The organism is Achromobacter veterisilvae, assembly GCF_037619525.1.
Taxonomy (GTDB): Bacteria; Pseudomonadota; Gammaproteobacteria; order Burkholderiales; family Burkholderiaceae_B; genus Achromobacter; species Achromobacter veterisilvae.
Genome location: NZ_CP148753.1, coordinates 1,269,752 through 1,294,685 on the forward strand (window position 1 = coordinate 1,269,752; position 24,934 = coordinate 1,294,685).

A 24,934-nucleotide genomic window follows, 5' to 3' on the forward strand; every position below is an offset into this window, starting at 1 on the left:
GCGTCGGTACACGAACTTCCCGGAGCACTCCCTATGTGCGGCATTGTTGGCGCCGTCGCCCAGCGCGACATCACCCCGATCCTGGTTGAAGGCCTGAAGCGCCTGGAATACCGCGGCTACGATTCCTGCGGCGTCGCCGTCTACGCCGACGGCCACCTGCGCCGCACGCGCAGCACGCAGCGCGTGGCCGAACTGGCCGAACAGGTCGCGCAGGACAAGCTGCAGGGCTTCACCGGCATCGCCCACACCCGCTGGGCCACCCACGGCGTGCCCGCCACCCACAACGCCCATCCGCACTTCTCGCGCCTGGGCAACGACGAACCGCGCATTGCGCTGGTCCACAACGGCATCATCGAGAACCACGACGAACTGCGCGCCGAACTCCAGGCCGCGGGCTACGTCTTCGAAAGCCAGACCGACACCGAAGTCATCGCGCACCTGGTCAACCACCTGTACGCCGGCGACCTCTTCGAAGCCGTGCAGAATGCCGTGCGCCGCCTGCACGGCGCCTACGCCATCGCCGTGTTCTGCCGCGACGAACCGCACCGCGTCGTGGGCGCGCGCCAGGGCTCGCCGCTGGTGGTGGGCGTGGGCCAGAACGAGAACTTCCTGGCCTCCGACGCGCTGGCCCTGGCCGGCACCACCGACCAGATCATCTACCTGGAAGACGGCGACGTCGTCGACCTGCAACTCTCGCGCGTCTGGATCGTGGACGCCAGCGGCAAGAACGTGGACCGCGAAGTGCACACCGTGCACGTGCACACCGGCGCGGCCGAGCTTGGCCCCTACCGCCACTACATGCAGAAGGAAATCTTCGAACAGCCGCGCGCGGTGGGCGACACGCTACAGGACATCGAGTCCATCACGCCGGAACTGTTCGGCGACGGGGCCTACAAGATCTTCAAGGACATCGATTCCCTGCTGATCCTGGCCTGCGGCACCAGCTACTACGCCGGCCTGACGGCCAAATACTGGATCGAATCCATCGCCAAGATCCCGGTGGCCGTCGAAATCGCCAGCGAATACCGCTACCGCGACAGCGTGCCCAACCCGCGTTCGCTGGTGGTCACCATTTCGCAGTCCGGCGAAACCGCCGATACGCTGGCGGCGCTGAAGCACGCCCGGTCGCTGGGCATGGAAAACACGCTGACCATCTGCAACGTGTCCACCAGCGCCATGGTGCGCGAGTGCAAACTGTCGTACATCACGCGCGCCGGCGTCGAAATCGGCGTGGCGTCCACCAAGGCCTTCACCACGCAACTGACCGCCCTGTTCCTGCTCACGCTGGCGCTGGCCCAGGTGCGCGGCCGCCTGACCGAAGAACAGGAAGCCGAACACCTGAAGGCGCTGCGCCACCTGCCCGTGGCCATCGGTTCGGTGCTGGCGCTGGAACCCCAGATCATGGCCTGGGCCGACCGCTTCGCGTCCAAGGAAAACGCCCTGTTCCTGGGCCGCGGCATGCATTACCCGATCGCCCTGGAAGGCGCGCTCAAGCTCAAGGAAATCAGCTACATCCACGCCGAAGCCTACCCGGCCGGCGAACTCAAGCACGGCCCGCTGGCGCTGGTGACCGAACACATGCCCGTCGTCACCATCGCGCCCAAGGACGAACTGCTGGAGAAGCTGAAGTCCAACATGCAGGAAGTGCGCGCCCGCGGCGGCGAACTCTACGTGTTCGCGGACGCCGACAGCAAGATCCAGAGCGCCGAAGGCATGCACGTGATCCGCATGCCCGAGAACTACGGCAAGCTGTCGCCCATCCTGCACACGATTCCGCTACAGCTACTGTCCTACCACACGGCCTGCGCCCGCGGCACTGACGTGGACAAGCCGCGCAACCTGGCCAAGAGCGTGACGGTGGAGTAAGGGCGCGGTCCGCGCGGGCCAAATAGCGTCTCCCTGATGCCGGGCCGCCCCGCCTGGCATCACGGGCTGCATGTTTCAAGCAGCGCGCTCACCGTCTCGGCCTGATGCAGGTTTCGAATGGCGGACTTCAGGCGGGCATATCGCATCTCGCCGTCGCGCCATGGCCATTCGGGGATCAGGCCGGAAAGCTGCCGGTCGGTTTCTTCCCACGAAAAGGCGAAGTGCGATAGTTCGGTCAGACTGGCCGACAGGGTAGGCCCGGCGTGCAACGTCACGCTCAGGGCAGCCCCCCAGTCGGGGATCGCGGGGTCGCCGGTGATGGTGATGCGCTCGCTGAAGTCATGGATATCGCCGGGACCGTACAGCGCATCGAAATCCCGGGTTCGCAGCGTGCCATTGCACAGTCCTGCCGCCAGCATGAAGGGGCCGCTCATGATCGCGCCGGTGGGCGTGCCGAAGGGGCCGCGGCGGGCGATGCCAGGATAGGCCGCGTTGCGTTCCGACAGGGCCACGGTGACGGCTGCGACATTGCCGGGGGTGAAACCGTGTTCGCGTTGCATGGATAGCAGCAGGAACAGCGGGGCCTGATTGATCAGGCAACCGGGAAGGGGCTTGAACACGACCTCCTGCGTGCGCCAGACCCACGGGGCGGGCAGCGCTGGCGGCGGGGGCAATGGCGACATGCCGGCAAAGGCGCGATAAAAGCCGCTTTCGCCTTCCAACGCGTGGCGGGCGCTGGTGTAGCCGCCGCGAGCCAGCGCCGCGCAACTGATGCCGGCGCGGGCCGCGTTGGCAACCTGGATGCGCCATTCGGGGCTGCCTTCGGCCCAGCATTGCATGGTGCCCGCGCTGTGCTGCGTGGCCAGACCCAGCGCATGTGCGGTCTGCGCGGCGTCCAGGGACATCATGCGGGCGGCGGCGGCGGTCGACGCGAAGACGCCGAATGCCGAGGTGGCGCGCAGGCCGCGCTTCAGTATCGACGCGGCATAGCCCGCAGCGACGGCATGCAGCGTTTCATACGCGGCCGCCAGCGCGGCCAGCACGAGCTTTCCATCGGCGCGCTGCTGTTGCGCTAGCGCAAGCGCCACAGGGATGGCGATGCAGCCCGGGTGCGCGTACAGGTCGGAGTACGTGTCGTTCTGCCCGCGGGAACACATGCGCAGTGCGTTGACGTAGGCTGCGTCGGCAGCGGAACGCAGATGCCCGGACACCAGCGTGCTGGCGTCGCCCGGCGAGTCGTTGGCCGCCAGGGCGGCGCGTTCCAGCGTGTCGATGCCGGACGCGGTGACGGCCATGACCAGGCCATACAGCAGGCAGGTCTGCAATTTCTCTCGGACCGCCGGTGGGATGTCGTCGTATTCCAGGCCGGCGATTCGCGCACCCAGGATCTCGGTGTAGCTCGGGGTGTCGCGGTCAGTTTCTCGGATGTCTGTCATGGCGGGGGGGAATGGGCAGGAGGTTCGGCCGGTTTACGGGATGACGATGCCGCGGGTCTTGATCAGGGCGCCGATGCGCTCATGTTCGCCCTGCAGGAAAGTGGTGAATTCACTGGCGCTGCCGCCCGCCAGCTCAATGCCGAATTCCTTGGCGCGGTCGTGCACGATGGGGCTGGACAGCGCCTTGTTCAATTGCGCGTTCAGGGTGTTCACGGTCTGGTCCGGCGTTTCCGCGGGCACCAGCACGCCGTACCAGGTGCCGGACCGAAAGCCGTCCAGGCCCGCATCCGTGGAGGTGGGCAATTCCTTCCAATCCGGCAGGGGTTCGGCGTTGCCGACCATCAGCGCCTTCAAGCGGCCTTCCTGCACCATCGCCCGCGTGGCGGGGGCATCGAACACGGCATCGACGTGGCCGCCCGCCAGCGCGGGCACGAACGCGCTGGACCCCGCCATGGGCACGTTCACGATCTTGATGCCGGTCATGGCGGCGAATTGCTCGGCGGCGATGTGAGGGCTGCTGCCGATGCCCGACGACGCGAACGTCACGCCGTTGGGATTGGCGCGCGCCCAGGCAATGAACGATTTGATGTCATCGACGGGAATGGACGAACGGATATACAGCACGGTAGGCTGCCAGCCCACGTACATGACCGGCTTGAAGCGGGCGCTGTCGAAGGCCGGACCGCCATCCTTGAATTGCAACGTGGTGTAAGGCAGGCCCGTGAACAGCATCAGGCGGCCATCGCGCGCCGAGTCCTGCGCGACATAGCGCGTGCCGATCAACGTGCCCGCGCCGACTTTGTTCATGGGTGTAACGGGCGCGCCGATCTGCTGCGAAAACGCTTCGGTCAATGAACGCGCCATCAGGTCCAGCGACCCGCCCGCCGCGATGGGAATGATCATTTCATAGTGGCGCTGCGCTTCACTGCGGCTGCTGGGAAGCCAGGTCAGGATCGCGCAGAAACAGGCCAGCACGATACGGAAAAAGCCAAATCGGGACGGGCGCATCGCCCGTGGGAATGCGTTCATGGTTGTCTCCTGCGACACGAGGCATTAGTAGCTTTATGGTTGTCGCCGTATTCTGCGGCCTGCTTGTCCGGGTATCCAATCAGATCCTTCTATAAGTAGGCATAAACACGATGTATGGCTGTAAGCGAGGCAACCGCGGACAGTTGTACTGGCGCGCAGCGCGCGGTATGTTCGCGCAACGAGGCCCCGTATGGGTCCAGCAAAAAAAAAACGAAGGGAGACACGAGTGCGCAGCATCAATCTTGCGAATTTGGAAACGGCGTTCTGGATTGCGCGACTGGGTAGTTTCACGGCGGCCGCCGAACGCCTGTACACCACCCAACCCGCGATTTCGGCGCGGATGCGCGAACTGGAAGCCGCGCTGGGCGTAAAGCTGTTCATGCGAGTCGGCCGCGGGGTGGAAATGACGCTGGAAGGCCGCAAGTTCCTTCAGGACGCCGAACCCATATTCCAGCAACTGGAAACCCTGGCCGCATCGGTCAGCTCCGGCTATACCGCGAGCGGCATGGTGCGAATCGGCGCCGGCAACATCTCCATGAGCTGGTTTCCCGCGATGATCCGGGAACTGCAGCGCACCATGCCAGAACTTACCTACGACGTGGAAATCGACCTGGCCGGCAAGACGCTGCAAAAGCTCGAAGCCAGCAAGCTGGACGTGGCGATCGTCGCGGGGCCCATCACCGCCGAAAAGCTGTCGGCCACCCGCCTCGGCTACGACCGCATGGTCTGGGTGGCGTCGCCGCAGTTCCTGGAACAGAACTGGAATGGCAGCCTGCGTGAATTCCTGCGCGCCACGCCGATCTGGTGCGTGCAGCGCGAGTCGTTCTACTGGCTGGACGCCATGCGCGTGATCGTGGATAGCGGAGGCAATCCCCGGCATTTCCACGGGATCAGCAACATGGCGGCCGCGCGGCAGATCGTGCTGGGGTCGGGCGGCATAGGCTGCCTGTCGTCGACCATGATTCGCGACGATCTGGACAGTGGATCCTTGATACCCATTCCCGAACTGGAGCAGGGGGGCTGGGTCGAGTTTTCGGTGGCCTGTGTGGCCGAAGCGCGCTCGTCCCATATCATTTCCCAGATCATGGATGCGGCGCAGGCCGCTTCGACCCTGGCGCGCACACCGGGTGAGGTCAGCCGCGGGCAGGGTTATGGGTCGCCATAAAAAAAGGTGATTTTTGCCAAAGCAAAGCGGGCGATAGAGTGAGGCCAGCATGCCGGCCCTTCCGTCCGGCAGATCAGGCACCGGGTGCATCATTCATGTCATTTGATTCCGCTTTTGGCTATAACTTCGACGATTTGCGGGCGTTGGCCAAGCGCCGGCTACCGCACGGCCTGTTCGAATTCGTGGACAGGGGAACCGAAGACGACCTCACCATCCACAATAACTTCGATGCCTTTCGGCGCATCCAGTTGTTTCCGCGTCCGTTGGTGGATGTCTCGAAACGGTCATTGACGATGAGCTTGTTCGGCAAGGAATACCCCATGCCGGTCTGCCTGGCGCCTACGGGCGCCGCGGGGCTGCTGTGGCATGAAGGCGAGGTGGCCGCGGCAGCGGCCGCGGCCGCTTTCGGCATTCCGTACTCCATGTCTACCGGGTCGATAACCTCGATCGAGAAGGTCGCGGAAAAGGCCGGCGGCGAATTGTGGTTCCAGTTGTACTTGTGGCCGGACCCGGCCATGTCGCTTGAACTGGTAAGGCGGGCTCGCGACGCCGGCTACAAGGCGCTGATCGTGACCATCGACACAACCGTTACGCCGAACCGGGAATTCAACTATCGCAACGGGTTCACGGTGCCCATGAAGCTGACGAGGCGAAACGTGGTGGATGCGATGCGCTGCCCGCGCTGGGCATTCGGCGTCATGGGGCGCTATCTGCTGTCGGGCGGCATGCCGAGATTTCACAACCTGCCCAGCGCATTGCAGCGCAAAATGACCGACACGCGCAAGGCCGGCCTGATGCCGAAGAACGACAGCCTGACCTGGGACGATTTGAAGCGATTGCGCGACATGTGGGACGGCCCGCTGATCGTCAAGGGAATCCTGCACCCCGACGACGCCTGCGCCGCTGTGCAGGCCGGCGCCGACGGCATCGTGGTGTCGAATCATGGCGGGCGCGTGCTGGACAATGCGCCTGCCTCCATCGAAATGCTGCCGGACGTGCGGCAGGCCGTCGGGGCGCGCACCGTGGTCCTGCTGGACAGCGGTATCCGGCGCGGCAGCGACGTGGTCAAGGCGATTGCGCTGGGTGCGGATGCCGTCATGGTGGGACGGATGGCCATGTGGGGCACGGCCGTGGGCGGCCAGCGCGGCGTCGCGCATGTGCTGACCCTGTTGCGCGACGAAATCGACCGCGTCATGGCGTTCACGGGGTGCACGAGCATGGCGGACCTGAATCGCGCCTGCTGCGCACGGCTCCCCTGAGCGCCCGCGCCCGGCGGGATTCAACGCGCCGCGCGTGCCTGGCTGGCGCCAAATTCCTTCAATGCCGTCAGGTCGCGGCGGACCAGGCCGCGCAAGGCCCGGCCGTCCGCGGCCTGCACGAAGACGCCCGTCGCCGCGATCTTGCCCTGCACCTGTGACTCTCCCAGCACTTGCAGCAGACCGTGTTCCAACGCCGCGGCCACCGGCGCGGGCAGACCCGGCGGACCCCATATGGCGGCCCATACCGGCACGGCAAACCCGGGATAGCCCGCCTCGGCGCTGGACGGCACATCTGGCAAGCTGGCCACGCGCTCGTTGCCCAGCACGGCCAGCACCTTCAGTTTGTCGTTCTTCAGGTAGCCGTCGATGGGCCCCACGCCCAGGTCGACGCGACCCGCGGCCACGTCCATGGCCATGGGCGCCAGGCCTTTGTAGGGGATGTGATTCAGCTTGAGCTTGCCTTCGCGTTCCAGCAGCAAGGCGGCGACCTCGTAGATGGTCGCAGGCCCGGAAGTGCCGAAATTCAGATCCGATTTCTGCGCCTTGGCATAGGCCACCAGTTCCTGCAGCGTATTGGCGGGCAGGTCGCTGCGCGCGAACAGCACGAACGGCGCATAGCCCACGATTGCCAGCGGGGTGAAGTCGCGCTCGGGATCGTAGGGCGTGTCGGGCAACATCAGCGGGGCCACCACGTGGGTGGATCCGGTTCCGAAGAACACGGTGTAGCCATCGGCGGGCGCGCGCGCCACGGCCGCGGCGCCTATGGTGCCGGAGGCGCCGGTCTTGTTCTCGACCACCACCGGTTGTTTCCACAGCGACGACAACCCTTCGGCGATCACGCGCGCCGAGGTGTCGCTGGCGCCGCCGGGGGGCGTGGAGACCACGATCCTGACGGGCGCGGCCGGAAAGGTCTGGGCGGCGGATGCGCCCGCCGCGGCGCACAACAGCATGGCGCCCAGCATCAGTGATTTACAGGTGGACATAGCGTGTCTCCTTGGCCGCTCGCTGTGGATATGCGGCGGCGCCAGCGTTAGATAATGCGGGTTTCCAGGACGCCGATCTGGTCCACGCCTGCATGGACGATGTCGCCGGGCTTCAGGAAGTACGGTCGGGGATCCGGCTTGCGATGCACTGCCACCCCATCGGGCGTGCCGCTGCTGATGATGTCTCCGGCCTCCAGCCCGACCCGCGACCAGAACGCCACCAGTTCGTCGAACTGGAAGATCAGATCGGTGCAATCCGACTGCTGTCGCAGCTCTCCGTTCACCTTGAGCCATAGACGCAAGGCGGTGGGATCGGGGACTTCATCGGCCGTCAGTATGCAAGGCCCCAAGGGGCCAAATCCGGGAAAGTTCTTGCCCATCATGACCAGCAGGTTGCGCATTTCGGCGAATTGCCATTCACGCGCCGACAGGTCGTTCATGATGGTGTAGCCGAAGATCGCCTGCTTCGCCTGGCCGCGCGTGGCGTTCAGCAGGTCCCTGCCCACGATTACCGCGACTTCGGCTTCGTAATCCATCTGCTCGACATCGTCTGGCCGTTCGACTTGGGCCCGGTGTCCGACCAGGTTCCTGCCCAGCTTGATGAAGCCGGTGGGAAAGTCGATCTGGAAGCCGGCGCCGGCCTCTGGGTTGCCCCTGATGCTTTCAAGCCGGTGGGCACCGAAGTTGCGGCCCGCGGCAATGCATGAGCGCGGCGGCACCGGCGTCAGCCAGGTCACGTCGTCCTCGCCATGGAACCAGGCGGGATCGGCGCCGCGTTCGGCGCGTTCTTGCGCCTGCCTCAGCGCATCCAGTCCGGCCGGGCCGGCATGGATGGCTTCCATCATGGTTCTGGGCGCATCGTGGCCGGGCACGGCGGAGACGTCCAGAAGACGCGTGGAAGATCCGTCATCAAGCACTACGCCCAGGCGCTCGTGCGCCCTGCTTCCTGAGGTGAATCGCGCCAGTTTCATGATCAGACGGCCTCGAGTTCTCGCGCGGAGCACCAGCGCAACTCGCGGCGGAATTTCTGATCGTCGAACGGCGTGGAGCGGTGGAGCGTGCAACTGTCGTCCCAGACCAGCAGGTCCTGCGGCTGCCACTTATGCGCGTAACGGAACTGCGGCTGGGTGCTGAACTCAGTCAACTCTTCCAGCAGCGCGCGGCCAGCGGCTTCGTCCATGTCGACGATGTGCGAGGCGTGCGCGCCGATGTACAGGTTCTTGCGTCCCGAACCGGCATGGGTGCGTACCAGGGGGTGTTCGGTGGGGGGCAACAGCTTGCGGGTTTCTTCGTTGAAGTTCGTGTAGCCCACCTTGGAACGCGAGGCGTAGACGCTATGGACGACACGCAGGGATTCCAGCGTCTTCTGCCGTTCGGGCGGAAGGGCTTCCCAGGCCGCGCGCATGTCGGCGAACTCGGTATCGGGGGGATCGATCTCGGGCAGGACGATGGCGTTCAGCGCCGTCACGCGAGCCGGCGGCTGGCGCATGGACATGTCGGTGTGCCAGAACATATTGGCTTTCAGATAGAGCCTGCGCTCGTGGTCTTCCATCATGATCTTTCCCTCTTCGTCGACATTGGATACATCGTAGAAGTAAGGATTCTTCATGCGGGCGTTGTTCATTTGCCGCGCCAGTGCGTTGGGCGGCCCGAACCAGCGGATGAAGGCTTCCTGTTCGGCTTCCGTCAACGGTTGGTTGCGGAAGTAGATCACGCCATGCTTGGACAACGCAGCTTCGATGGCGGCGTAGGTGTCATGGTTAAGCGGTTGCCTCAGATCCAGGCCCGAGACTTCGGCGCCAAAGCCGGATTCGACCGGCGTGACCGTGATGGACATGTCTGTTCTCCTATGGGTGAAATACGCCGTGCCTGGCGGCAGGCCATCTCGGATGGTTAGGGGTGTCATCGTCAGCACAGTCTATGAACGGGCTCTCGGTTACGCCAATCCGATCTTTCTATGGGGGGCTATAAGGGGCTTTGATGCGAGCCGGCTATTGGTGGGCCAGGTCCAGTTCGCGTATCGGTTCGCCGGCCATCCAGGCCTGGATGTCTTCCACGGTTTCGCGGTAGAACTGCTCGTAGGCGGCGCGCGTGACGTACCCAAGGTGGGGTGTGATCAGCACATTGGGCAAGGTCCGGAACGGGTGTTCGCGCGGCAGCGGCTCGGTATGAAAGACATCCAGGCCGGCGCCGGCGATGCGGGATTCCCGCAGCGCCTGGATCAAGGCGCTTTCGTCCACCAATCCGGCGCGCGATGTGTTGATGAAATAGGCGTTTGGCTTCATGCGCGACAACTCGGCTTCCGAGACCAGGTGCCGTGTGCTGTTGCGTAGCTGCATGGCGATCACGATGTAATCGGCCTGGCTGAACAGATCCGCCTTAGATACGAAGCGCGCGCCGGCGGCATGGGCGCGCTCGGCCGTCAGGTTCGGACTCCAGGCCAGGACCTGCATGCCGAATGCGTTGGCGACTTGGGCGACGCGCTGTCCGATGCGGCCCAGGCCGACCAGCCCCAGCGCGGCGCCGTGCAGGTCCCGGCCCACGGTAACTTGCCATTGGCCTTGTTCCAGCGCCGAGCGTTCCTGTTCCAGGTGGCGGGCGTGCGCCAGGATGTGCAGCCAGATGAGTTCGGGCGTGCCATTTTGCGGGGCTTGGGTGCCGCAGACAACGATGCCGAGCTGTTGAGCGGCAGCGATATCCAGGGCGGCGTTGCGCATCGCGGTGGTGACGATCAGCTTCAGATTGGGCAGGTTCCTCAGCATCTCCGCGTCGAGCTTGGTCCGCTCGCGCATCAGGCAGACGACGTCGTAGGGGCGCAGGCGATCTTCCAGGGCGGAGGGGTTTTCAATATGGTCGCTATGGAACGTGACCCGGACATGCTCAGGCAGGGCAGTCCAGTCGGCGCTTTGCCGCGCGGCGTGCTGATAGTCGTCCAGGACGGCTACGTGGATAGATTGTCGGGTCATGGGTGTAGGCGCGCTTTCTTGGGCAGGAAGTGGGAGGGGAACACCGATCGGTTCCCGATCCCGGCATACTCATGCGGGTTCGGGCGATGGTAGGTGCAGCAGGAAACCTCAAGAATCGACGTCAACCGAGAGCGACGTCTGGCGATGCCGATTCAGTTCGGCGAACTGCTCGCGCAAACGGACATCAGCCATCTCGATGGCCCGTTTTCCCATCAGAAGCTGCAAGGGCGGCGCAGCGTCCTGGAACACCCGGAAGATTATTTCGGCCGCACGTGCCGGCGATCCTTCCTGATGGCCGTGCGTTGCGCGCAGCCTTTCATGCCGCAACCCGACGGTTTGCGCATAGTCATCGACGGAGTCAGGCGCGCTCGTCATCGAGCTTCCCTGGAAATCGGTCCGCAGCGGCCCCGGTTCGATAAGGGTGACGCGGATGCCCAATGGCCCGACTTCCTTCGCCAGCCCTTGAGATAGGCCCTCCACCGCGAACTTCGATGCGGCGTAGTAGGCCGAACCAGGGCTGCCGACGCGGCCGCTGATGGAGGAAACGTTGAAGATGTGCCCGCTCCGTTGCGCGCGCATGACGGGAAGGACGGCGCGAGTCAGGGACGCGAGTCCGAAAAAGTTGGTCTCGAACAGATCGCGGATCTGCTTATCCTTGCCGGCTTCGACGCTGGCGTTGTAGCCAAACCCGGCATTGTTGACAAGCGCGTCGATGCGGCCGAACCGGTCCGTCGCCAGACGCACGGCCCTCGCGACCTGGTCCGGGTCGGTGACGTCCACTGCGCAGGCCGCCGCCTGGTGGTCGGGGTGGGCGGAAATCAGTTCGCGGATCGAGTCCAGGTCTCGCGCGGTGACGACGCACCGATGCCCTTGGGCCAGCACGTGCACGGCCAATGCGCGGCCCAGCCCCTTGGAACAGCCCGTTATCAGCCATACCGGCGTGTCGGTATTCGGATTCAACATGCACCCCGCGATTTGCCCGGGCAGTCCGGCAATGAATGTGAGTTTCAGGCAAGTCAGTCTAAGCAGGGGCTGGGCGAGATGCCAATCCGATATTTTTATCGGTCTCCATAACAAGATCTGATAAGTCGGAAAACCGCGAGATTGTTTCGCGTCGACATGGCAAGCAGGGTCAGCTCAAGCCGGATCGAATGCTGCGAAAAGCTTTACTTGTCGGGTTCTATTCCCACACCATCACCCGATGCGCGTCCGCGACATCCCGGTAGACGCGCTGCGGCAGCGTCGCCGTGGGCGCATGGGTCTGGCTGCGCTCGCGCTGCCAGCCGGCCAGGCCCGCCCGGTTCCTGCGGCGCGTGGGATCGGGTATGGGAACGGCCTCCAGCAACTGCCGGGTATAAGGGTGCTGCGGATTGTTCAGCACCGCTTCGCGCGGTCCGATCTCGACGATTTCACCGAGGTACATGACGGCGATGCGGTGGCTGACGCGCTCGACGGCGGCCAGGTCGTGCGAGATGAACAGGTATGACATGCCCAGGTCGGCCTGAAGCTCCAGCATCAGATTGATGATGCGGGCCTTCACCGATACATCCAGCGCGGAGACGGACTCGTCGGCGATGATGAGCCGCGGTTGCAGGCCCAGGATGCGGGCCAGGCAGATGCGCTGGCGCTGGCCGCCGGAGAACTCGTGCGGAAAGCGCCGCGACATGTCGGGCTGCAACTGCACCTTGGCAAGCGCCGCCGCGACGTGCTCGTGCACCGAGCGCGGGTCGGCCAGGCCGTGCGCGAGCAAAGGCTCCGCGATGGCCGCGCCCACGGTCTGGCGCGGGTCCAGGCTGGCGAAGGGATCCTGGAAGATGATCTGAATGCGGCGTCGCGCGTCGCGCAACTGCCTGGCAGGCATGCCCAGCAGTTCGCGCCCCTCCAGTTTGATCGACCCTTCCTGCGGCTGATTGAGGCCGACCACGGATCGGCCGATGGTGGATTTCCCGGAGCCCGATTCTCCCACCAGCGCGAGCGTCTCCCCGGGTTGAATGGAGAGGGACACGTTTTCGACGGCATGCACGCGCGCGGTCACGCGGCCGAACAGTCCGCCGCGCACATCGAAGCGAGTCGACAGACCGCTCACCTCGAGCACGGGCGCGGCCGAGGGATCCAGCGTGTCGCGCAGCGCCGGGGCCGGGCGGAATTCGCCCGTATCGACATCGACTAGGCTGAACGGCTCCGGCCGCGGCTTGCCGTTCATGGCGCCCAGGCGCGGCACGGCGGCCAGCAGGGCCCGGGTGTAGGGATGGACGGGCTGGGCGAACAAATCGTCGGTGGCGCCATGTTCGACGCACCGACCTTCACGCATCACGAGCGCGCGGTCGGCGACCTCCGCCACCACACCCATGTCGTGCGTGATGAAGAGCACGGCCATGCGTTCCTCGCGCTGCAGCTCGGCAATCAGGTCCAGTATCTGCGCCTGGATGGTCACGTCGAGCGCCGTCGTGGGCTCGTCGGCGATGAGGATGGAAGGGCTGCACGCCAGCGCCATGGCGATCATGACGCGCTGGCGCATGCCGCCCGAGAACTGATGGGGAAAATCGTCGATGCGCGCGCGCGCCTGAGGGACGTGCACACGCTCCAGCAGCCGCGCGGCTTCTGCGCGCGCCGCGCGCCTGTCGAACCCGCGATGGCGCCGAAGCGCCTCGCCGATCTGATATCCCACGGTCAGCACCGGGTTCAGGCTCGTCATCGGCTCCTGGAAGATCATCGACACGGCGGCGCCGCGCACCGCGTCCATCTCGGTGTCGCCCAGTTTCAGCAGGTCGCGGCCGTCCAGCAGGATCTCACCCCGCACGCGCGCGTTCCGTTCGGGCAGCAATCGCATGATGGACAGGGCCGTGACGCTCTTGCCGGAACCCGACTCGCCGACAATGGCCAGCATCTCTCCCCGGGCCACGTCGAACGACAGGTCGTGTATCACAGTGCGCGGCTGGTCGGGAGTCCCGAAGGCGACCTGCAAATGACGCACGGACAGCGTGGTTTCGGCGGGGCCGGGGGGAGAGGTCGAGTTCATGGAGGACTCCGTGTATGCGCCAGGCGCGGGTCAAGCGTCGAGGTGGAAGGGCTGGAAGGAAACGGAAGGGTCGCGCCTGATCTGGTCGATGAGCCCCGTTTCCCACTCGATGTAGGTATCGAAGGCGCGAATCCGATCCTCGCGGAAATACGGCGAGAGCCAGACATCGTCCGGGGCGTCGTGCCAGTTGGCCTCCGCTTCGCCGCTCAGGGGGAGACCGGCGTCCTGCCAGGCTTGGGTGCCCCCTTTCACGATGAAGACCTCGCGCCCGGTCTGCGCGCGGATGTCTTCGGCGGCCAAGGCCGCCAGCACCGGGTCCGCCGCCACGATGGCGATGTCGCGTCCGGCAAGCGCTTCCTCCAGCCGGGCATCGATGCGGGAACGAAGCGCGAAGCGCGCTCCCGGGATGTGTCCGGCGCGGTAGGTCGGGCTGGGCGAGAAGTCGAACAGCGCGATGGTGTCCGCGTCGAGCCTGGCGCGCAGATCCCGCGGAAGAATGTCGCTCGCGGCCGTGGTCCCGGCCGCTGCCGGCGTCGGCGCGGCGCTGGGCTGCACGGTGTCCCGCGCGGGCTGCAGGGCGTAGGTATGGACCTCGTTCCAGCCGAGCTGGATCAGCCACGACGCGGTGATTGCCGAGCGCACGCCGTCGCCGTTGTCGACCAGCACGATGCGCGCGTGGCGCGTCGCGATCCACTTGTCCGTCGCCTGGACGAGCTGTCCGCCTTCCGCCCACAGCGATCCGGGCAGATGCCCCGCTTCGAACTCCGCGGCGGTGCGAACGTCGAGGACATACAGGCTTCGCGTGGAATCGTCGCGCAGTGCCTGCAAGCCGGCGGAGTCGATGCTGGGGATCGCAAAGCGCTCGCGTAGCGCCCGCGCGGCTTGGCGCGACTTGTCGCGCCCGGCGTCCGAAGGCGCCGGCGCCGGGTTGCTGTGCTGATTCCTGAGCGGATAGCCCGCCTTGAACCACGCCATGGCGCCGTTTTCCAACGCCACCACCCGGTTCGGCAGCCCCGTGTTGATCAGCGCCTGCGCGCCGATGATCGAGCGGGTGCGTCCCGCGCAACTCACCACCACCAGGGTCCGATCCGACGAAACCAGATCGTGGACGCGGTACGGCAGTTCGGCGTTCGGGCATGCGTGGGCGCCGGGAATACTGAACTTGTAGAACTCTTCGAGGTTGCGGCCGTCGAGCAGGACGACGTCCGAGCCGTCGTCGAGCAAGGTCTTGAGTTCGTCCGGCGGGATGTGCGGAGTGCCATAGGTGTGTTCGACGAACTCGCCGAATGCCTTCGACAGCACATGCAGGCCGGTGTAGACCTCGCGCCCGTCGGCGCGCCAGCCGTCCACGCCGCCGCCGAGCACGCGCACGTCGGTGTAGCCCAGCGCCCGCAGCCGTCGTGCCGCCCGCGCGGACAGCGCGCCGCCATCGGCGTCATACACGACCACGGGCGTGGTCTTGCGTGGGATGAGGCTGGGCGCCCGGATTTCCAGCACGCTCAGCGGCAATGGCGCGGAATGGATCAAGTGGCCGTCGTCGACGTGGCGCGCCAGTTCGCGCACGTCGACCACCGCGATCTCGCCGGCCTGTTGCAGCGCGTCCGCCAGTTCGGCGGCCTGGATGGAAGATGCATGGTCCGCGGCGCCGGGCGTAGACGGAAAAAGGGTGTCCTTGGCATTCATGTCGGGGAGCCTCGATGGTTCAGATCAGGGACTGGGGGCCGGGCTCGACCCCATTCAAGTAGTAATTTCCCAAGTGATAGAGCTTCCAGCGGATCGGGTCGTGCAGCGTGTGGGTGCGCGCGTTTCGCCAGTGCCGGTCGAGGCCGTATTTCTCGAGGGTGGAGCGGGCGCCCGTCAGTGCGAACAACTGGTCCGACACCTGCAGCGAGGAGTTGGCGCACGCGATGCGCGCATCCGCCGTCGCCAGCCCGGCTTCCAGGGCCAGCGCGGCCGATCCATCGGCGCGCGCCCGGTCGATCTCGGCCGCGGCCGCGCTCAGCAGCCGCTGCGCGATGCGCACCGAATGGCTTACCTCGCCAAAGGCCTGGATGATGAATGGCTCCTTGGCGTGCTCGTCGTAAGGATTGTCTATCCAGGGGCGGTTGCTTTCGCGGATGTAGCGGCCCAGATCGTCGAGCGCCTCCTGGGCGATGCCCAGGTCGATGGCGGAGTGCACGAGCGCGGCCAGCAGGCGCGTGGGGCGCTTAGAATCGCCCGCGAGGTAGTAGGGAAACACGTTGAAGTCCGGCACGAACACGTTGTCGAACACGGTCGTGCCGCTGGCCGTGGTGCGCTGGCCCATGCCGCGCCAATCGTTGATGATCGTCACGCCTTCAGCCCGCGCGTTCACGAAGAACATGTGCTGCCGTTTCTGCTCGTCGTGGCCGATGAACGGGATCCAATCGGCGAACGCGGCGCCGGTGGAGTAGTACTTCTTCCCGGAGACGGTCCATCCGCCTTCGACCTTGCGCAGCGCGTGCTCGTAGGTGCCGGCGCGATTGCGCGTGTTCTCGGAGTGGGCGTTGCCGATGCTGTCGCCGGCCAGGACGCGCCCGTAAAAGAACTCCGCCTGCGCCGCGGAGCCAAACGAGAAGACGGGCAGGAAGCAGAAGTGGTTCTGCGGAATCTGGCCAATGCTCGGGTCCGCTTTCGACAGGATGCGGAACACCTCTGCCACCGTCGCCGCGCTGGCGGCCAGGCCGCCGTACTGCCGGGGCACCGAGATGGCGAAGAGCCCCGCGCGCTTGAGCGCCGCGATCTCCTCGTGCGGCAGCGCTCGGCGCTGGTCGCGCTCGATGGCGCCGGCGCGGAAGCGCTCCGCCAGGCTGGCCGCGGCGGCCAGCGCTTCGGCTTCGCTCTCGATCCGGTGGGCGGGCGCCTGGCCAGGCGCCGTGCGCGCCGGGCTGTCGTCTATGGTTTCCTGCATGGTTCGTTGTCTCCTTGGCGCACGCGCGGGCCGCCGCGCGGCATGTCGAATCAGGGGGGTTAGATGTCGGTATTGGGATTGAGCACGAGGCTGATGCCGTTGCCGATGGCGGTGACGGCGATCACGGTCAGCACAATGGCCAGGCCGGGGATCGCGGAGATGTACCAGGCGGTCCGCAACACTTGCCGGCCCGTGCCGATCATGCTGCCCCACGACATGACGTTGGGGTCTCCCAACCCGAGGAAGGCAAGGCCGGCCTCGGTCAGGATGGCCGTTCCCGCGAGAATGGTCGCGGTCACGATGGCCGGCGAGATCACGTTGAGCAGGATGTGGCGCGACACGATGCGGGCCGGGCTCAGGCCCAGCGCGAACGCCGCCGAGATGAACTCGCTCTCCCGCACGCGCAACGTCTCGGCGCGGATCAGCCGGGCGGTCTGGGGCCAGCTCGTCAGGCCGATGGCCAGCACGATGGTGGTGATCGAAGGCGTGAAGATCGCCATGATGGTCACCACGAAGATCATCGAAGGCATGGTCTGGAACAACTCCGTCAGACGCATCAGCACGTTGCCGATCCAGCCTCCGAAATAGCCGGAGGCCAATCCGACTACGACGCCCAGAACGGTGGACAAGGCTGCTGCGGCGACGCCCACGACGAGCGAGACGCGGGCGCCGTAGACCAGTCCGGCGAGGATGTCGCGGCCGAACATGTCGGTTCCCAAAGGAAAGCGCGCATCGGCGCCGGGCCACAGGAAAGGCTGGCCCACCATTGCGAACGCGTCGTGCCCGAACAGCAGCGGCGCCGCCGCCGCGACGAGCGCGAGGGCGACCAGCAGGATCAAAGCCGCCAGCGCGGCCCGGTGGCTGCTGAAGCGTCGCCAGCTCGATTGCGTGCCATGGGTCATTTCAGTTCTATCCTCGGATCGAGTCGGGCGTAGACCAGGTCGGTCATGATGTTGGCGAACATGACCACCAGCGAGCTGCAGAACAGCACGCCCAGCAGAAGGTTGAGATCGCGCTGCATCACCGCGTCGAACGCCAGGCGGCCCATTCCAGGCCACGCGAACACGGTCTCGACCACGACGGAGCCGCTCAGGATCGAGCCGATCTGCATGCCGGTGACCGTGACGACGGGCAGCAGCGCGTTGCGCAGGACGTGAATGATGGAAACGCGGTGCTTGCCGATGCCCTTGGCCTTTGCGGTGCGCACGAAATCGAGCTTCTGCACGTCCTTGATCGCGGCGCGCGTGATGCGCGCGTAGATCGCGACGTAGAAGAGCGTCAGGCTCAGGACAGGCATGATCATGTGCTTGCCGATATCCGCCAGCCGCTCGAACCCCTGGTACTCGGCGTCCAGGTCCTCGACGCCTCCGGTCGGCAGCCATTTGAGATGGATCGAGAAGAACACGATGAGCATCAGGCCGACCCAGAAGAGCGGCGTGGCGAATCCGATGCTGGTAAACACGGATACGACGTTCTTCAGCCATGCCCGGCGGGTGTTGGCGCCCAGCCAGCCCAGCCCGACGCCGAGCAGGACGGCCAGCGCCAGGCTGGCCCCGGCCAGCATCGCCGTGGCGGGCAGCCGGTCGGCGATCAGGGCCGTGACTTCCATGCCGTTGCGAAACGAGTAGCCCAGGTCGAAGCTCAGCAGTTTCTGGTAGTAATGAAGGAGCTGCGCCAGCAAGGACTGATCGGTGCCAAATTGGGTGCGCAGCTCCGCCATGAACTCCGGCGTGGCCGCGCCCATTTCGCCCGCCATGATCTCGGAGATGTCTCCCGGAGCCAGCTTGAGCAGGAAAAAGTTCGCCAGGATGATCAGCAGGGCCACCGGAATGATCTGGATCAGGCGGCCGCAGACGTAGGTGAGTTGGCGCAGCATGCGATCAGCTCCGGGGTTCCAGCCAGACGTCGCGGAACGACTTCGCGTAGCCGTCGGGGAACGTGCTCAGCCCCTGCACGCGGCTGGACACCACGCTGAAATGCTGCAACTCCAGCAGATTGATCGAGGGCAGATCGTCCTGCGCGATCTTCTGGAACCGCACCAGCAGCTCGCGGCGCTTGGCCGGATCGTTTTCGGTGAAGCTGGCCTCGATGATCTTGTCGAGGTCGGGGTTCGAGTAGCCGGTGCCGTTGGACCAGGGCACGCCCTTGGCGATCGTCTTGGTCCAGTAGCGGCGCAGTACGCCGAACTGCGGGTCGGCGCCCGCCGCGTAATACGTGCTGAACGTGTCGAAGTCGCGCTCGCCGAAGATCGTGCGGTGGAACTGAGCGAGGTCCAGGTTCACCAATTGGACCTCCACGCCCACTTGCTTGAGCGATTCCTTCAGAAACTCGCCGACCCGCTTGAAGACGTCGCCGTAAGGCATGGTGTGGTGCGTGATGCGCAAGCGCACTCCGTCCGCCTTGCGAGGCAGGCCGGCTTCGTCCAGCAGTTGCTCGGCTTTCTTGAGGTCGAAGGGATATTGTGTGGTCTCGCTGGTGTAATTCGCGGCCTGGGCGCTGGGGATCGGGCCGGTCGCGAGCTTGGCCAGGCCGAACCAGACCTTGTCGGCGAGCGCCTGGCGGTCGATGGCATGGGCGAACGCGGCGCGCACGCGCTTGTCCTGGAACTGCGGTCGATCGAGGTTGAAATCGAAGAAGAATTGCGGCACGAAGATGCCGTAGCCGCCGGTCTCGATGCGCAGTCCGGGCAATTGCTTCAAGCGCGAGACTTCGGACGGCGCCACCGAGCTGAAGGGCGAGTAATGCACCTCGCCCGCTTCCAGCGCGGCGGCGCGCGCGCCCGGATCCGTGATGGTCTTTATCCGGACGCGGTTCAGGTGGGGACGGCCGCGCCAGTAGTCGGGATTGCGCTCGAGCAGGATGTAGTCGCCCCGCTGCCACTCTTTGAACACGAATGGGCCCGTGCCAATCAGCTTGTTGTTCCATTCGTTGGTGAGCGGAGACTTGCCTTCATAGAGGTGGCGCGGAAGAATCGCCGCTTCCGTGGAGGAGAGCACCGCCCAGATCGCCGGCGAGGGTTCCGAGAGCCGGAAGACCGCGGTATGCGCGTCGGGCGTATCCACTGCCTGCACCGCTTTGTACGCGGTGCCGGCGCGAGGGTTCACCTTCTTGATGACTTCGAGCACGGTGTACTGCACGTCCGCCGAGGTGAACGGCCTGCCGTCATGCCACTTGACGTCGCTGCGCAGCCGGAACGTGATGGTCAGGCCGTCCGGCGAAGCCTCCCAGCTTTCCGCCAGCGCCGGCACCGGCTTGTAGTTCTCGTCGTATTCGACCAATCCTTCGACCACCTGCCCCGCCAGGATGCCGGCGGTGTTCGAGTTGAACAGGAAGCTCGACGGTTCAGGTTCCAGATTGATCACGAAGGTGCCGCCTTCGCGCGGCGCGGTCTTGGCGAGGGCATTGAGCGGCACGCTGCTGGCCAGCAGCGCGCTCGAGGCCGAGAGAATGAAGGTACGACGATCCAGGGTCATGACAGGTTCCGGTGTGGGGAGATAGGGTTCCAGGGCGCTCAGGCGGCGGCCGGCGTGGCGGTTAGACGGTCTTCCGGGATGCGCAGGCCCGCCTCGTAGAGCAGGGGCAATACCTTCTCGGCGAAGTGCTCCAGGTCCGGCGCGAAGTCGTAGAAGGTGACCTGCACTCCGTCGATCCCCGTTGCCTTCAGCTTGAGCAGCGCGTCGACAATCTGTTCGGGACTGCCGACCAAGTGCAGATTGCCGCCTATGGCGCGGTGCTGGCGGCGCTGATTGCGCCAGGCATGGCTGTCGCCTCGCCGGCCGTGTTCGGCGAAGTTCTCCACCGCCTCGACGTCCGCCGCGGCCTCGATCGCATCGCGATAGGCGATCGCCTCCTGTTCGGTGTCCCGGCAGATCACCATGGGATTGATCATGGTCCGCAGGCTGCTTCCCTGCTTCGCCGCCGTCGCGCGGATGTTGGCGATGTGGTCGGGCAGGCTGGCGAGCGCGTCCTCCAACTGGTTGCCCGCCGGACTGGTGATGAAGACAAGGTCGGAATGGCGGGCGGCGAACTCGATGCCGGCGCGCGATCCCGCCGCGTTGACGAGCACGGGGCGGCCATAGGCCGGCTTGGGCGTGACGAAGGCGTCTTCCATTGCCCAGTGCGGCCCGTCGACGGTGAGATTGCGATCCAGCGACCACAACTGCTTGAGCCGTTCCACGAACACGTCGGCCATCTCGTAGCGGGTGTCGTGCTCGATCTTCTTCATGCCGAACATGAGCGGCTCGCGCTCCGCATAGCCCGTGACGACGTTGATGCCCCAGCGCCCCTTGGAGATGTGATCGAGCGTGGCGCCGAACTTGGCCAGATGCACCGGGTGCCAGGGGCCGTACAGGATATGCAGCGTGGAGATCAGCAGGATGCGCTCGGTGCATGCGGCCAGCGCCGCGGTCGCCATGAACGAGTCGAGGGAAATCTCGCGATAGCGGGTCTTGCCGCCGTAGCCGCCGTGGCTGGCCCATTGGGCCAGCCCGAACACCAGGTCGAAACCCAGCGCTTCGGCGCGCTGCGTCAGCCTGGCGTTGTAGTCGAATGTCCAGGTGGTCGTGCGCGGCAGCGTCGACGGCGTCCAGCCGCCGTCCTGGATCGGCAGGAACAGGCCAAGGATAAAGGGCTGGCGCAGGACGCGCGCGAGCGGGCTGTCCGGCTCCGTGGCGGGCGAGCGGGCGGGGATCGTATCGGTCATGATGGGGTTCCGGAAAGAGCTGTTTCTATGGGGATCGTGGCGGAGAACGTCGGTCAAGGCGGCCGTCAGGCCACCGCGGCCAGCGTCGAATCCCCGGCAGGCAAGGCGTTGTCGAGCGCGCTCGCCGGGAGGTCCGGCACGGCGTCCAGCAATTGACGTGTGTAGGCATGGGCCGGATGCAGGTAGACCTGTTCGGTCGGGCCGTGCTCGACGATCCGGCCCTCGTGCATCACGGCAATCTCGTCGGCGATCCGCCGCACCACGGCCAGGTCATGCGAAATGAAGAGGTAAGTCAGGCCCAGTTCCGCCTGCAGGCCTTCAAGCAAACGCAATATCTGCGCCTGCACGGTCACGTCCAGCGCGGAGACCGGCTCGTCCAGCACCAGGATCGACGGTTCGGCGGCGAGCGCGCGCGCGATGGCGACCCGTTGCAGTTGCCCGCCGGAAAGCTCGCGGGCGCGCCGCGCCAGCGCGCTTTGGGGAAGCGCCACCATATCGAGCAGCGCCTCGATGCGCGCCTGCCGCGAACGGGCATCGCCGATCTCGAAGGCGCGCAGGGGCTCGGCAAGCACGGTCTGGATCCGGTGCCGCGGATTGAGCGAGAGGTAGGGGTTCTGATAGACGTATTGGACGCGGCGCCGAAATGCGCGCTCCCGGTCTGGCGCCAGCAATGCGCCAGCGGCGTCGCGGACCTCGATCTCACCGGCCGATGGGGCGACGAAACGCGCGATCGCGCGGGCAGTGGTGGTCTTGCCGGACCCCGACTCGCCGACGATCGCAAGGGTGGTGCCCGGCTTGACGCTGAACGACACGTCGTTCACCGCCCGGTGCGCCGGACCCCGGCGCGAGGCGTAATCCACGCTCACGCCGTTCAGCCGGACCGCGGGCGCGGGTATGCCCTGGGTGGCCGGCGCGCGCGGCGCGCGCCGCTCGGCATCGCCGCCGGGCACGTCGCGCAGCAGTTGGCGGGTGTATTCGTGTTGCGGCGCGCGCAGCACCCGGTCCGTCGGACCGGCCTCGACGATGCGGCCGTGCCGCAGGACCACGACGTTCTGCGAACGTTCCGCGGCAACGCCGATATCGTGCGTCACCAACAGCACCGCGGTCCGGTCCTCGGCTTTGCGCTGATCGATCAGATCCAGGATGGCTTTCTGCACGGTGACATCGAGCGCCGAGGTCGGCTCGTCGGCGATCAGGATGCGCGGCGTGAAGGTGAGCGCGATGGCGATCAGCACGCGTTGCTGCATGCCGCCTGAAAGCTCATGCGGGTAGCGCCGCGCCACGGCGGCCGGATCGCGGAAGCCGACACGTTGCAGCAGGCCGAGGATGCGGGCCTGGCGCGCGCCGGAGGGTTCGCGCAGCCCGTGCACCCGCAGCGTTTCCTCGAGCTGTCGGCCGATCGGGATCAGCGGGTCGAGCGAGCGCGCGGGGTTCTGCGGCACATAGCCGATCTCGGTCCCGCGCAACGGCCGCAGTTCACGCTCGCTCAACCTGAGCAGATCGTGTTGGGCGAAGCGTATCCTGCCGCTGGCGTGAGCGGCGTCGGCCAGATTCCCGGCAATGCTGCCGGCGATGGTGCTCTTGCCCGAGCCGGACTCGCCCAGCAGGGCGGTGGTTTCGCAGCGGCGCAGCGAGAAGCTGACGTCCGCGAGGGCGGCCACGTCCTGGCCGTCTACCCGATAGGCCACGCTCAGATCTTCGACGCTGAGCAAGACCTCATTGTCGGTGGCGGCGGCGTGCGCGCGCGAGGGGAGAGAAGAGTTCATTGATGCTCCCTGCGGATTTCGGCAGCAACTCGGCTGGCCGACAGCACCGCGGCGACGATCACCAGGCCGGGCAGCGTCGTAAGCCACCAGGCGAACGCGAGATAGTCGCGCCCCTCGGCCACGAGCAGCCCCCATTCGGGGGTGGGCGGAGGCGTGCCGAGGCCCAGGAATCCGAGCGTGGCGATGGCGAGGATGGCGGTGCCGAACTGCAGCGCCGCCAGGCCCAGCACCGGCGTGATGGCATTGGGCAGGATGTGGCGGACCACGATGCCGAATTCGCCGACGCCCGAGCCGCGCGCCGCTTCGACATAGGGCAGCGCGCGCACCCGCAGGACCTCGGCGCGGGTCAGCCGCGCGAAGACGGCGATGGACGCCACGCCCACCGCCATCGCGGCATTGCCGGTGCCGAAGCCAAACGTCACGACGATCGCCATGCTGAGCAGCAGGTTCGGAATGGCCAGCAGCACGTCGACCAGGCGCATGGCGATGGCATCCACCGCGCCGCCGAAGTAGCCGGACACCAGGCCGATGCCCACGCCCGCGAACAGGCCGAGCGAGACCGCGATCGCGGCGCCGCTGAGCGAGAGCGACGCGCCGTGTATCGTGCGGCTCAATACATCCCGGCCCAGCGCGTCGGTGCCGAAAGGGTGCAGCAGGCTGGGCGCGAGCAGGCGGTTGGCCGGATCGCTATCCAGCGGGCCGTACGGTGCGAGCAGGCCCGGCGCCAGCGCGCTGAGCACGGACAGGGCCAGAATGAAGAGCGCCAGGACCAGGCCGGGGCTCCAGCGCCGGGACCGGCGGCGCGTAGCGGGAAGGGTCAACGAAGTAGCCACATTCATGATGCGATGACCTTGGGAGCCGCGGCGGGGCGCTTCGCCGAGCGGGCGGCCCGTTCGCGCGGGTCGACGATGGGGTGCAGTACGTCCACCAGCCAGTTGAACGTCACGAACACGAAGGCGGCGATCAACACGACGGCCTGGATCACCGGCAGGTCCTGGTTCGCCACTGAGCGCTCCGTCAGAAGGCCCAGCCCCGGGCGCGAGAAGATGGTTTCCGTGACGACCGCGCCGGCGACGAGTTCGCCGATCGTGAGTCCCAGTACCGTGAGGACCGGCATCAGGCAGTTGCGCAGCACGTGGCGCGCATAGATGCCGAAGGCGCCCACGCCCTTGGTCTTGAGCACGGCCACGAACGGTTCTTTGTAGACCGCTTGGACGCTGGCCATCAGCACCGCGGCCAATGGCGCGCTGACCGGCAGCGCCATGGCCAGCGCGGCGAAGACCAGGGAGGACGCGGCCTGGTCGTCGACGGCGACGAACAGGCCCAGGCGAAACGAAAACACCTGGATCACGATCAGCCCCAGCCAGAACATGGGCACGGAGACGAACAGGCTGGGCAGCAGTTCCAGGAAATGGCGCAGGGCCTTCCAGCGGGTCAGGGCGACCGTGCTGACGATGGCCAGCGCGAGCAGCAGCGCGAACACCACACCCAGCCCCGTGAGCTTCAGGGTGGATGGAAAGGCGCTCGCCAGTAGATGCGTGACCGTCTCCCCCGACACGAGCGAATAGCCGAGATCGCCGTGCAGCAGCCGGTTGAGCGCGTCGGCGTATTGTTCCCAGGCCGAGCGGTCCAGGCCGTAGTAGGCCAGGATTTTGGCGCTGTCCTCGGGGCTGACCGGATTGTCCGGGTCGGCCAGGCGCACGCTGATGGGATCCAGCGGAATCAGGTAGAGCAGTGCATAGCTCGCGGTATAGGCGAGCCACAGCACGATCAGTGCCTGTCCGGTGCGGCGCAGGAAGTATCGGAGCATGGCG

The 24,934-nt window shown here is 66.1% G+C and carries 20 protein-coding genes; 3 read left to right on the forward strand and 17 right to left on the reverse strand.

Translation table 11 applies throughout. The annotated features are described in order from the left end of the window. The first annotated feature begins 33 nt into the window (after nucleotides 1-33). On the forward strand, nucleotides 34-1,866 hold the full coding sequence (glmS, locus tag WHX56_RS05965) for a glutamine--fructose-6-phosphate transaminase (isomerizing) (RefSeq protein ID WP_338880720.1): 1,833 nt from the start codon (nucleotides 34-36) through the stop codon (nucleotides 1,864-1,866). 59 nt (nucleotides 1,867-1,925) lie between these two features. Here glmS and WHX56_RS05970 read toward each other — a convergent pair whose 3' ends face one another. Then, on the reverse strand, nucleotides 1,926-3,302 hold the full coding sequence (locus tag WHX56_RS05970; RefSeq protein ID WP_338880721.1) for an MmgE/PrpD family protein: 1,377 nt from the start codon (nucleotides 3,300-3,302) through the stop codon (nucleotides 1,926-1,928). A gap of 33 nt (nucleotides 3,303-3,335) precedes the next feature. Further along, nucleotides 3,336-4,331 (reverse strand): tripartite tricarboxylate transporter substrate binding protein, encoded by a 996-nt coding sequence (locus WHX56_RS05975; protein ID WP_338880722.1) that lies wholly within the window; start codon nucleotides 4,329-4,331, stop codon nucleotides 3,336-3,338. A 226-nt stretch (nucleotides 4,332-4,557) separates the two neighbouring features. Here WHX56_RS05975 and WHX56_RS05980 point away from each other — a divergent pair, with 226 nt between their 5' ends. Then, entirely contained in the window at nucleotides 4,558-5,496 is a 939-nt protein-coding gene (locus WHX56_RS05980) for a LysR family transcriptional regulator (RefSeq protein WP_287753179.1), read from the forward strand. 95 nt (nucleotides 5,497-5,591) lie between these two features. Then, nucleotides 5,592-6,755 (forward strand): alpha-hydroxy acid oxidase, encoded by a 1,164-nt coding sequence (locus tag WHX56_RS05985; RefSeq protein ID WP_338880723.1) that lies wholly within the window; start codon nucleotides 5,592-5,594, stop codon nucleotides 6,753-6,755. A 20-nt stretch (nucleotides 6,756-6,775) separates the two neighbouring features. Here the strand turns inward: WHX56_RS05985 and WHX56_RS05990 are convergent, their stop codons facing one another. The 15 genes from WHX56_RS05990 to WHX56_RS06060 all read right to left on the reverse strand — a co-directional run bounded on the left by WHX56_RS05990 (nucleotide 6,776) and on the right by WHX56_RS06060 (nucleotide 24,930). Then, nucleotides 6,776-7,738, reverse strand: a complete 963-nt coding sequence (locus WHX56_RS05990) for a tripartite tricarboxylate transporter substrate binding protein (protein ID WP_338880724.1) — start codon at nucleotides 7,736-7,738, stop codon at nucleotides 6,776-6,778. A gap of 47 nt (nucleotides 7,739-7,785) precedes the next feature. Further along, nucleotides 7,786-8,709 (reverse strand): fumarylacetoacetate hydrolase family protein, encoded by a 924-nt coding sequence (locus WHX56_RS05995; protein ID WP_338880725.1) that lies wholly within the window; start codon nucleotides 8,707-8,709, stop codon nucleotides 7,786-7,788. Between the two features lie 2 nt (nucleotides 8,710-8,711). After that, entirely contained in the window at nucleotides 8,712-9,575 is an 864-nt protein-coding gene (locus tag WHX56_RS06000) for a TauD/TfdA family dioxygenase (RefSeq protein ID WP_338880726.1), read from the reverse strand. A 154-nt stretch (nucleotides 9,576-9,729) separates the two neighbouring features. Next, complete coding sequence (locus WHX56_RS06005; RefSeq protein ID WP_338880728.1) at nucleotides 9,730-10,704, reverse strand: D-2-hydroxyacid dehydrogenase family protein; 975 nt, start codon at nucleotides 10,702-10,704, stop codon at nucleotides 9,730-9,732. A gap of 108 nt (nucleotides 10,705-10,812) precedes the next feature. After that, a complete protein-coding gene (locus WHX56_RS06010) occupies nucleotides 10,813-11,667 on the reverse strand; it encodes an oxidoreductase (RefSeq protein ID WP_338880729.1) in 855 nt (284 codons plus the stop codon). A 217-nt stretch (nucleotides 11,668-11,884) separates the two neighbouring features. Then, nucleotides 11,885-13,723: an ABC transporter ATP-binding protein gene (locus WHX56_RS06015; RefSeq protein ID WP_338880730.1), complete on the reverse strand. Its 1,839-nt coding sequence runs from the start codon at nucleotides 13,721-13,723 to the stop codon at nucleotides 11,885-11,887. A 30-nt stretch (nucleotides 13,724-13,753) separates the two neighbouring features. Continuing rightward, nucleotides 13,754-15,406 (reverse strand): rhodanese-like domain-containing protein, encoded by a 1,653-nt coding sequence (locus WHX56_RS06020; RefSeq protein ID WP_338880731.1) that lies wholly within the window; start codon nucleotides 15,404-15,406, stop codon nucleotides 13,754-13,756. Between the two features lie 19 nt (nucleotides 15,407-15,425). Further along, nucleotides 15,426-16,652, reverse strand: coding sequence for an SfnB family sulfur acquisition oxidoreductase (locus tag WHX56_RS06025; RefSeq protein ID WP_338880732.1), 1,227 nt, complete (start codon nucleotides 16,650-16,652; stop codon nucleotides 15,426-15,428). Between the two features lie 59 nt (nucleotides 16,653-16,711). Beyond that, nucleotides 16,712-17,554 (reverse strand): ABC transporter permease, encoded by an 843-nt coding sequence (locus WHX56_RS06030; RefSeq protein WP_338880733.1) that lies wholly within the window; start codon nucleotides 17,552-17,554, stop codon nucleotides 16,712-16,714. Then, entirely contained in the window at nucleotides 17,551-18,528 is a 978-nt protein-coding gene (locus WHX56_RS06035; protein ID WP_129241322.1) for an ABC transporter permease, read from the reverse strand. Before WHX56_RS06035 ends, WHX56_RS06030 begins: the two co-directional genes overlap by 4 nt. Before the next feature lie 4 nt (nucleotides 18,529-18,532). Beyond that, nucleotides 18,533-20,125 carry an ABC transporter substrate-binding protein gene (locus WHX56_RS06040; protein ID WP_338880734.1) on the reverse strand — a complete coding sequence of 531 codons (1,593 nt, stop codon included), beginning with the start codon at nucleotides 20,123-20,125 and terminating at the stop codon, nucleotides 18,533-18,535. 38 nt (nucleotides 20,126-20,163) lie between these two features. Further along, nucleotides 20,164-21,354 carry an LLM class flavin-dependent oxidoreductase gene (locus WHX56_RS06045; protein ID WP_338880735.1) on the reverse strand — a complete coding sequence of 397 codons (1,191 nt, stop codon included), beginning with the start codon at nucleotides 21,352-21,354 and terminating at the stop codon, nucleotides 20,164-20,166. A 65-nt stretch (nucleotides 21,355-21,419) separates the two neighbouring features. Continuing rightward, the gene (locus WHX56_RS06050) at nucleotides 21,420-23,120 is read right to left on the reverse strand and encodes an ABC transporter ATP-binding protein (protein WP_338880736.1); all 1,701 of its coding nucleotides are present in this window, start codon (nucleotides 23,118-23,120) and stop codon (nucleotides 21,420-21,422) included. After that, nucleotides 23,117-23,959, reverse strand: coding sequence for an ABC transporter permease (locus WHX56_RS06055; RefSeq protein WP_129241326.1), 843 nt, complete (start codon nucleotides 23,957-23,959; stop codon nucleotides 23,117-23,119). The genes WHX56_RS06050 and WHX56_RS06055 overlap by 4 nt, the downstream gene beginning before the upstream one ends. Next, nucleotides 23,956-24,930: an ABC transporter permease gene (locus WHX56_RS06060; RefSeq protein WP_338880737.1), complete on the reverse strand. Its 975-nt coding sequence runs from the start codon at nucleotides 24,928-24,930 to the stop codon at nucleotides 23,956-23,958. The genes WHX56_RS06055 and WHX56_RS06060 overlap by 4 nt, the downstream gene beginning before the upstream one ends. Nucleotides 24,931-24,934: the final 4 nt, after the last annotated feature.

Coding starts and splice junctions, on each gene's coding strand:
- WHX56_RS05995 (WP_338880725.1), bottom strand. CDS start 8,709: ATGAAACTGGCGCGATTCACCTCAGGAAGCAGGGCGCACGAGCGCCTG.
- WHX56_RS05990 (WP_338880724.1), bottom strand. CDS start 7,738: ATGTCCACCTGTAAATCACTGATGCTGGGCGCCATGCTGTTGTGCGCC.
- glmS (WP_338880720.1), top strand. CDS start 34: ATGTGCGGCATTGTTGGCGCCGTCGCCCAGCGCGACATCACCCCGATC.
- WHX56_RS06000 (WP_338880726.1), bottom strand. CDS start 9,575: ATGTCCATCACGGTCACGCCGGTCGAATCCGGCTTTGGCGCCGAAGTC.
- WHX56_RS05970 (WP_338880721.1), bottom strand. CDS start 3,302: ATGACAGACATCCGAGAAACTGACCGCGACACCCCGAGCTACACCGAG.
- WHX56_RS06015 (WP_338880730.1), bottom strand. CDS start 13,723: ATGAACTCGACCTCTCCCCCCGGCCCCGCCGAAACCACGCTGTCCGTG.
- WHX56_RS06050 (WP_338880736.1), bottom strand. CDS start 23,120: ATGAACTCTTCTCTCCCCTCGCGCGCGCACGCCGCCGCCACCGACAAT.
- WHX56_RS06010 (WP_338880729.1), bottom strand. CDS start 11,667: ATGTTGAATCCGAATACCGACACGCCGGTATGGCTGATAACGGGCTGT.
- WHX56_RS06030 (WP_338880733.1), bottom strand. CDS start 17,554: ATGACCCATGGCACGCAATCGAGCTGGCGACGCTTCAGCAGCCACCGG.
- WHX56_RS06025 (WP_338880732.1), bottom strand. CDS start 16,652: ATGCAGGAAACCATAGACGACAGCCCGGCGCGCACGGCGCCTGGCCAG.
- WHX56_RS06040 (WP_338880734.1), bottom strand. CDS start 20,125: ATGACCCTGGATCGTCGTACCTTCATTCTCTCGGCCTCGAGCGCGCTG.
- WHX56_RS06060 (WP_338880737.1), bottom strand. CDS start 24,930: ATGCTCCGATACTTCCTGCGCCGCACCGGACAGGCACTGATCGTGCTG.
- WHX56_RS06035 (WP_129241322.1), bottom strand. CDS start 18,528: ATGCTGCGCCAACTCACCTACGTCTGCGGCCGCCTGATCCAGATCATT.
- WHX56_RS06045 (WP_338880735.1), bottom strand. CDS start 21,354: ATGACCGATACGATCCCCGCCCGCTCGCCCGCCACGGAGCCGGACAGC.
- WHX56_RS06055 (WP_129241326.1), bottom strand. CDS start 23,959: ATGAATGTGGCTACTTCGTTGACCCTTCCCGCTACGCGCCGCCGGTCC.
- WHX56_RS06020 (WP_338880731.1), bottom strand. CDS start 15,406: ATGAATGCCAAGGACACCCTTTTTCCGTCTACGCCCGGCGCCGCGGAC.
- WHX56_RS05985 (WP_338880723.1), top strand. CDS start 5,592: ATGTCATTTGATTCCGCTTTTGGCTATAACTTCGACGATTTGCGGGCG.
- WHX56_RS06005 (WP_338880728.1), bottom strand. CDS start 10,704: ATGACCCGACAATCTATCCACGTAGCCGTCCTGGACGACTATCAGCAC.
- WHX56_RS05975 (WP_338880722.1), bottom strand. CDS start 4,331: ATGAACGCATTCCCACGGGCGATGCGCCCGTCCCGATTTGGCTTTTTC.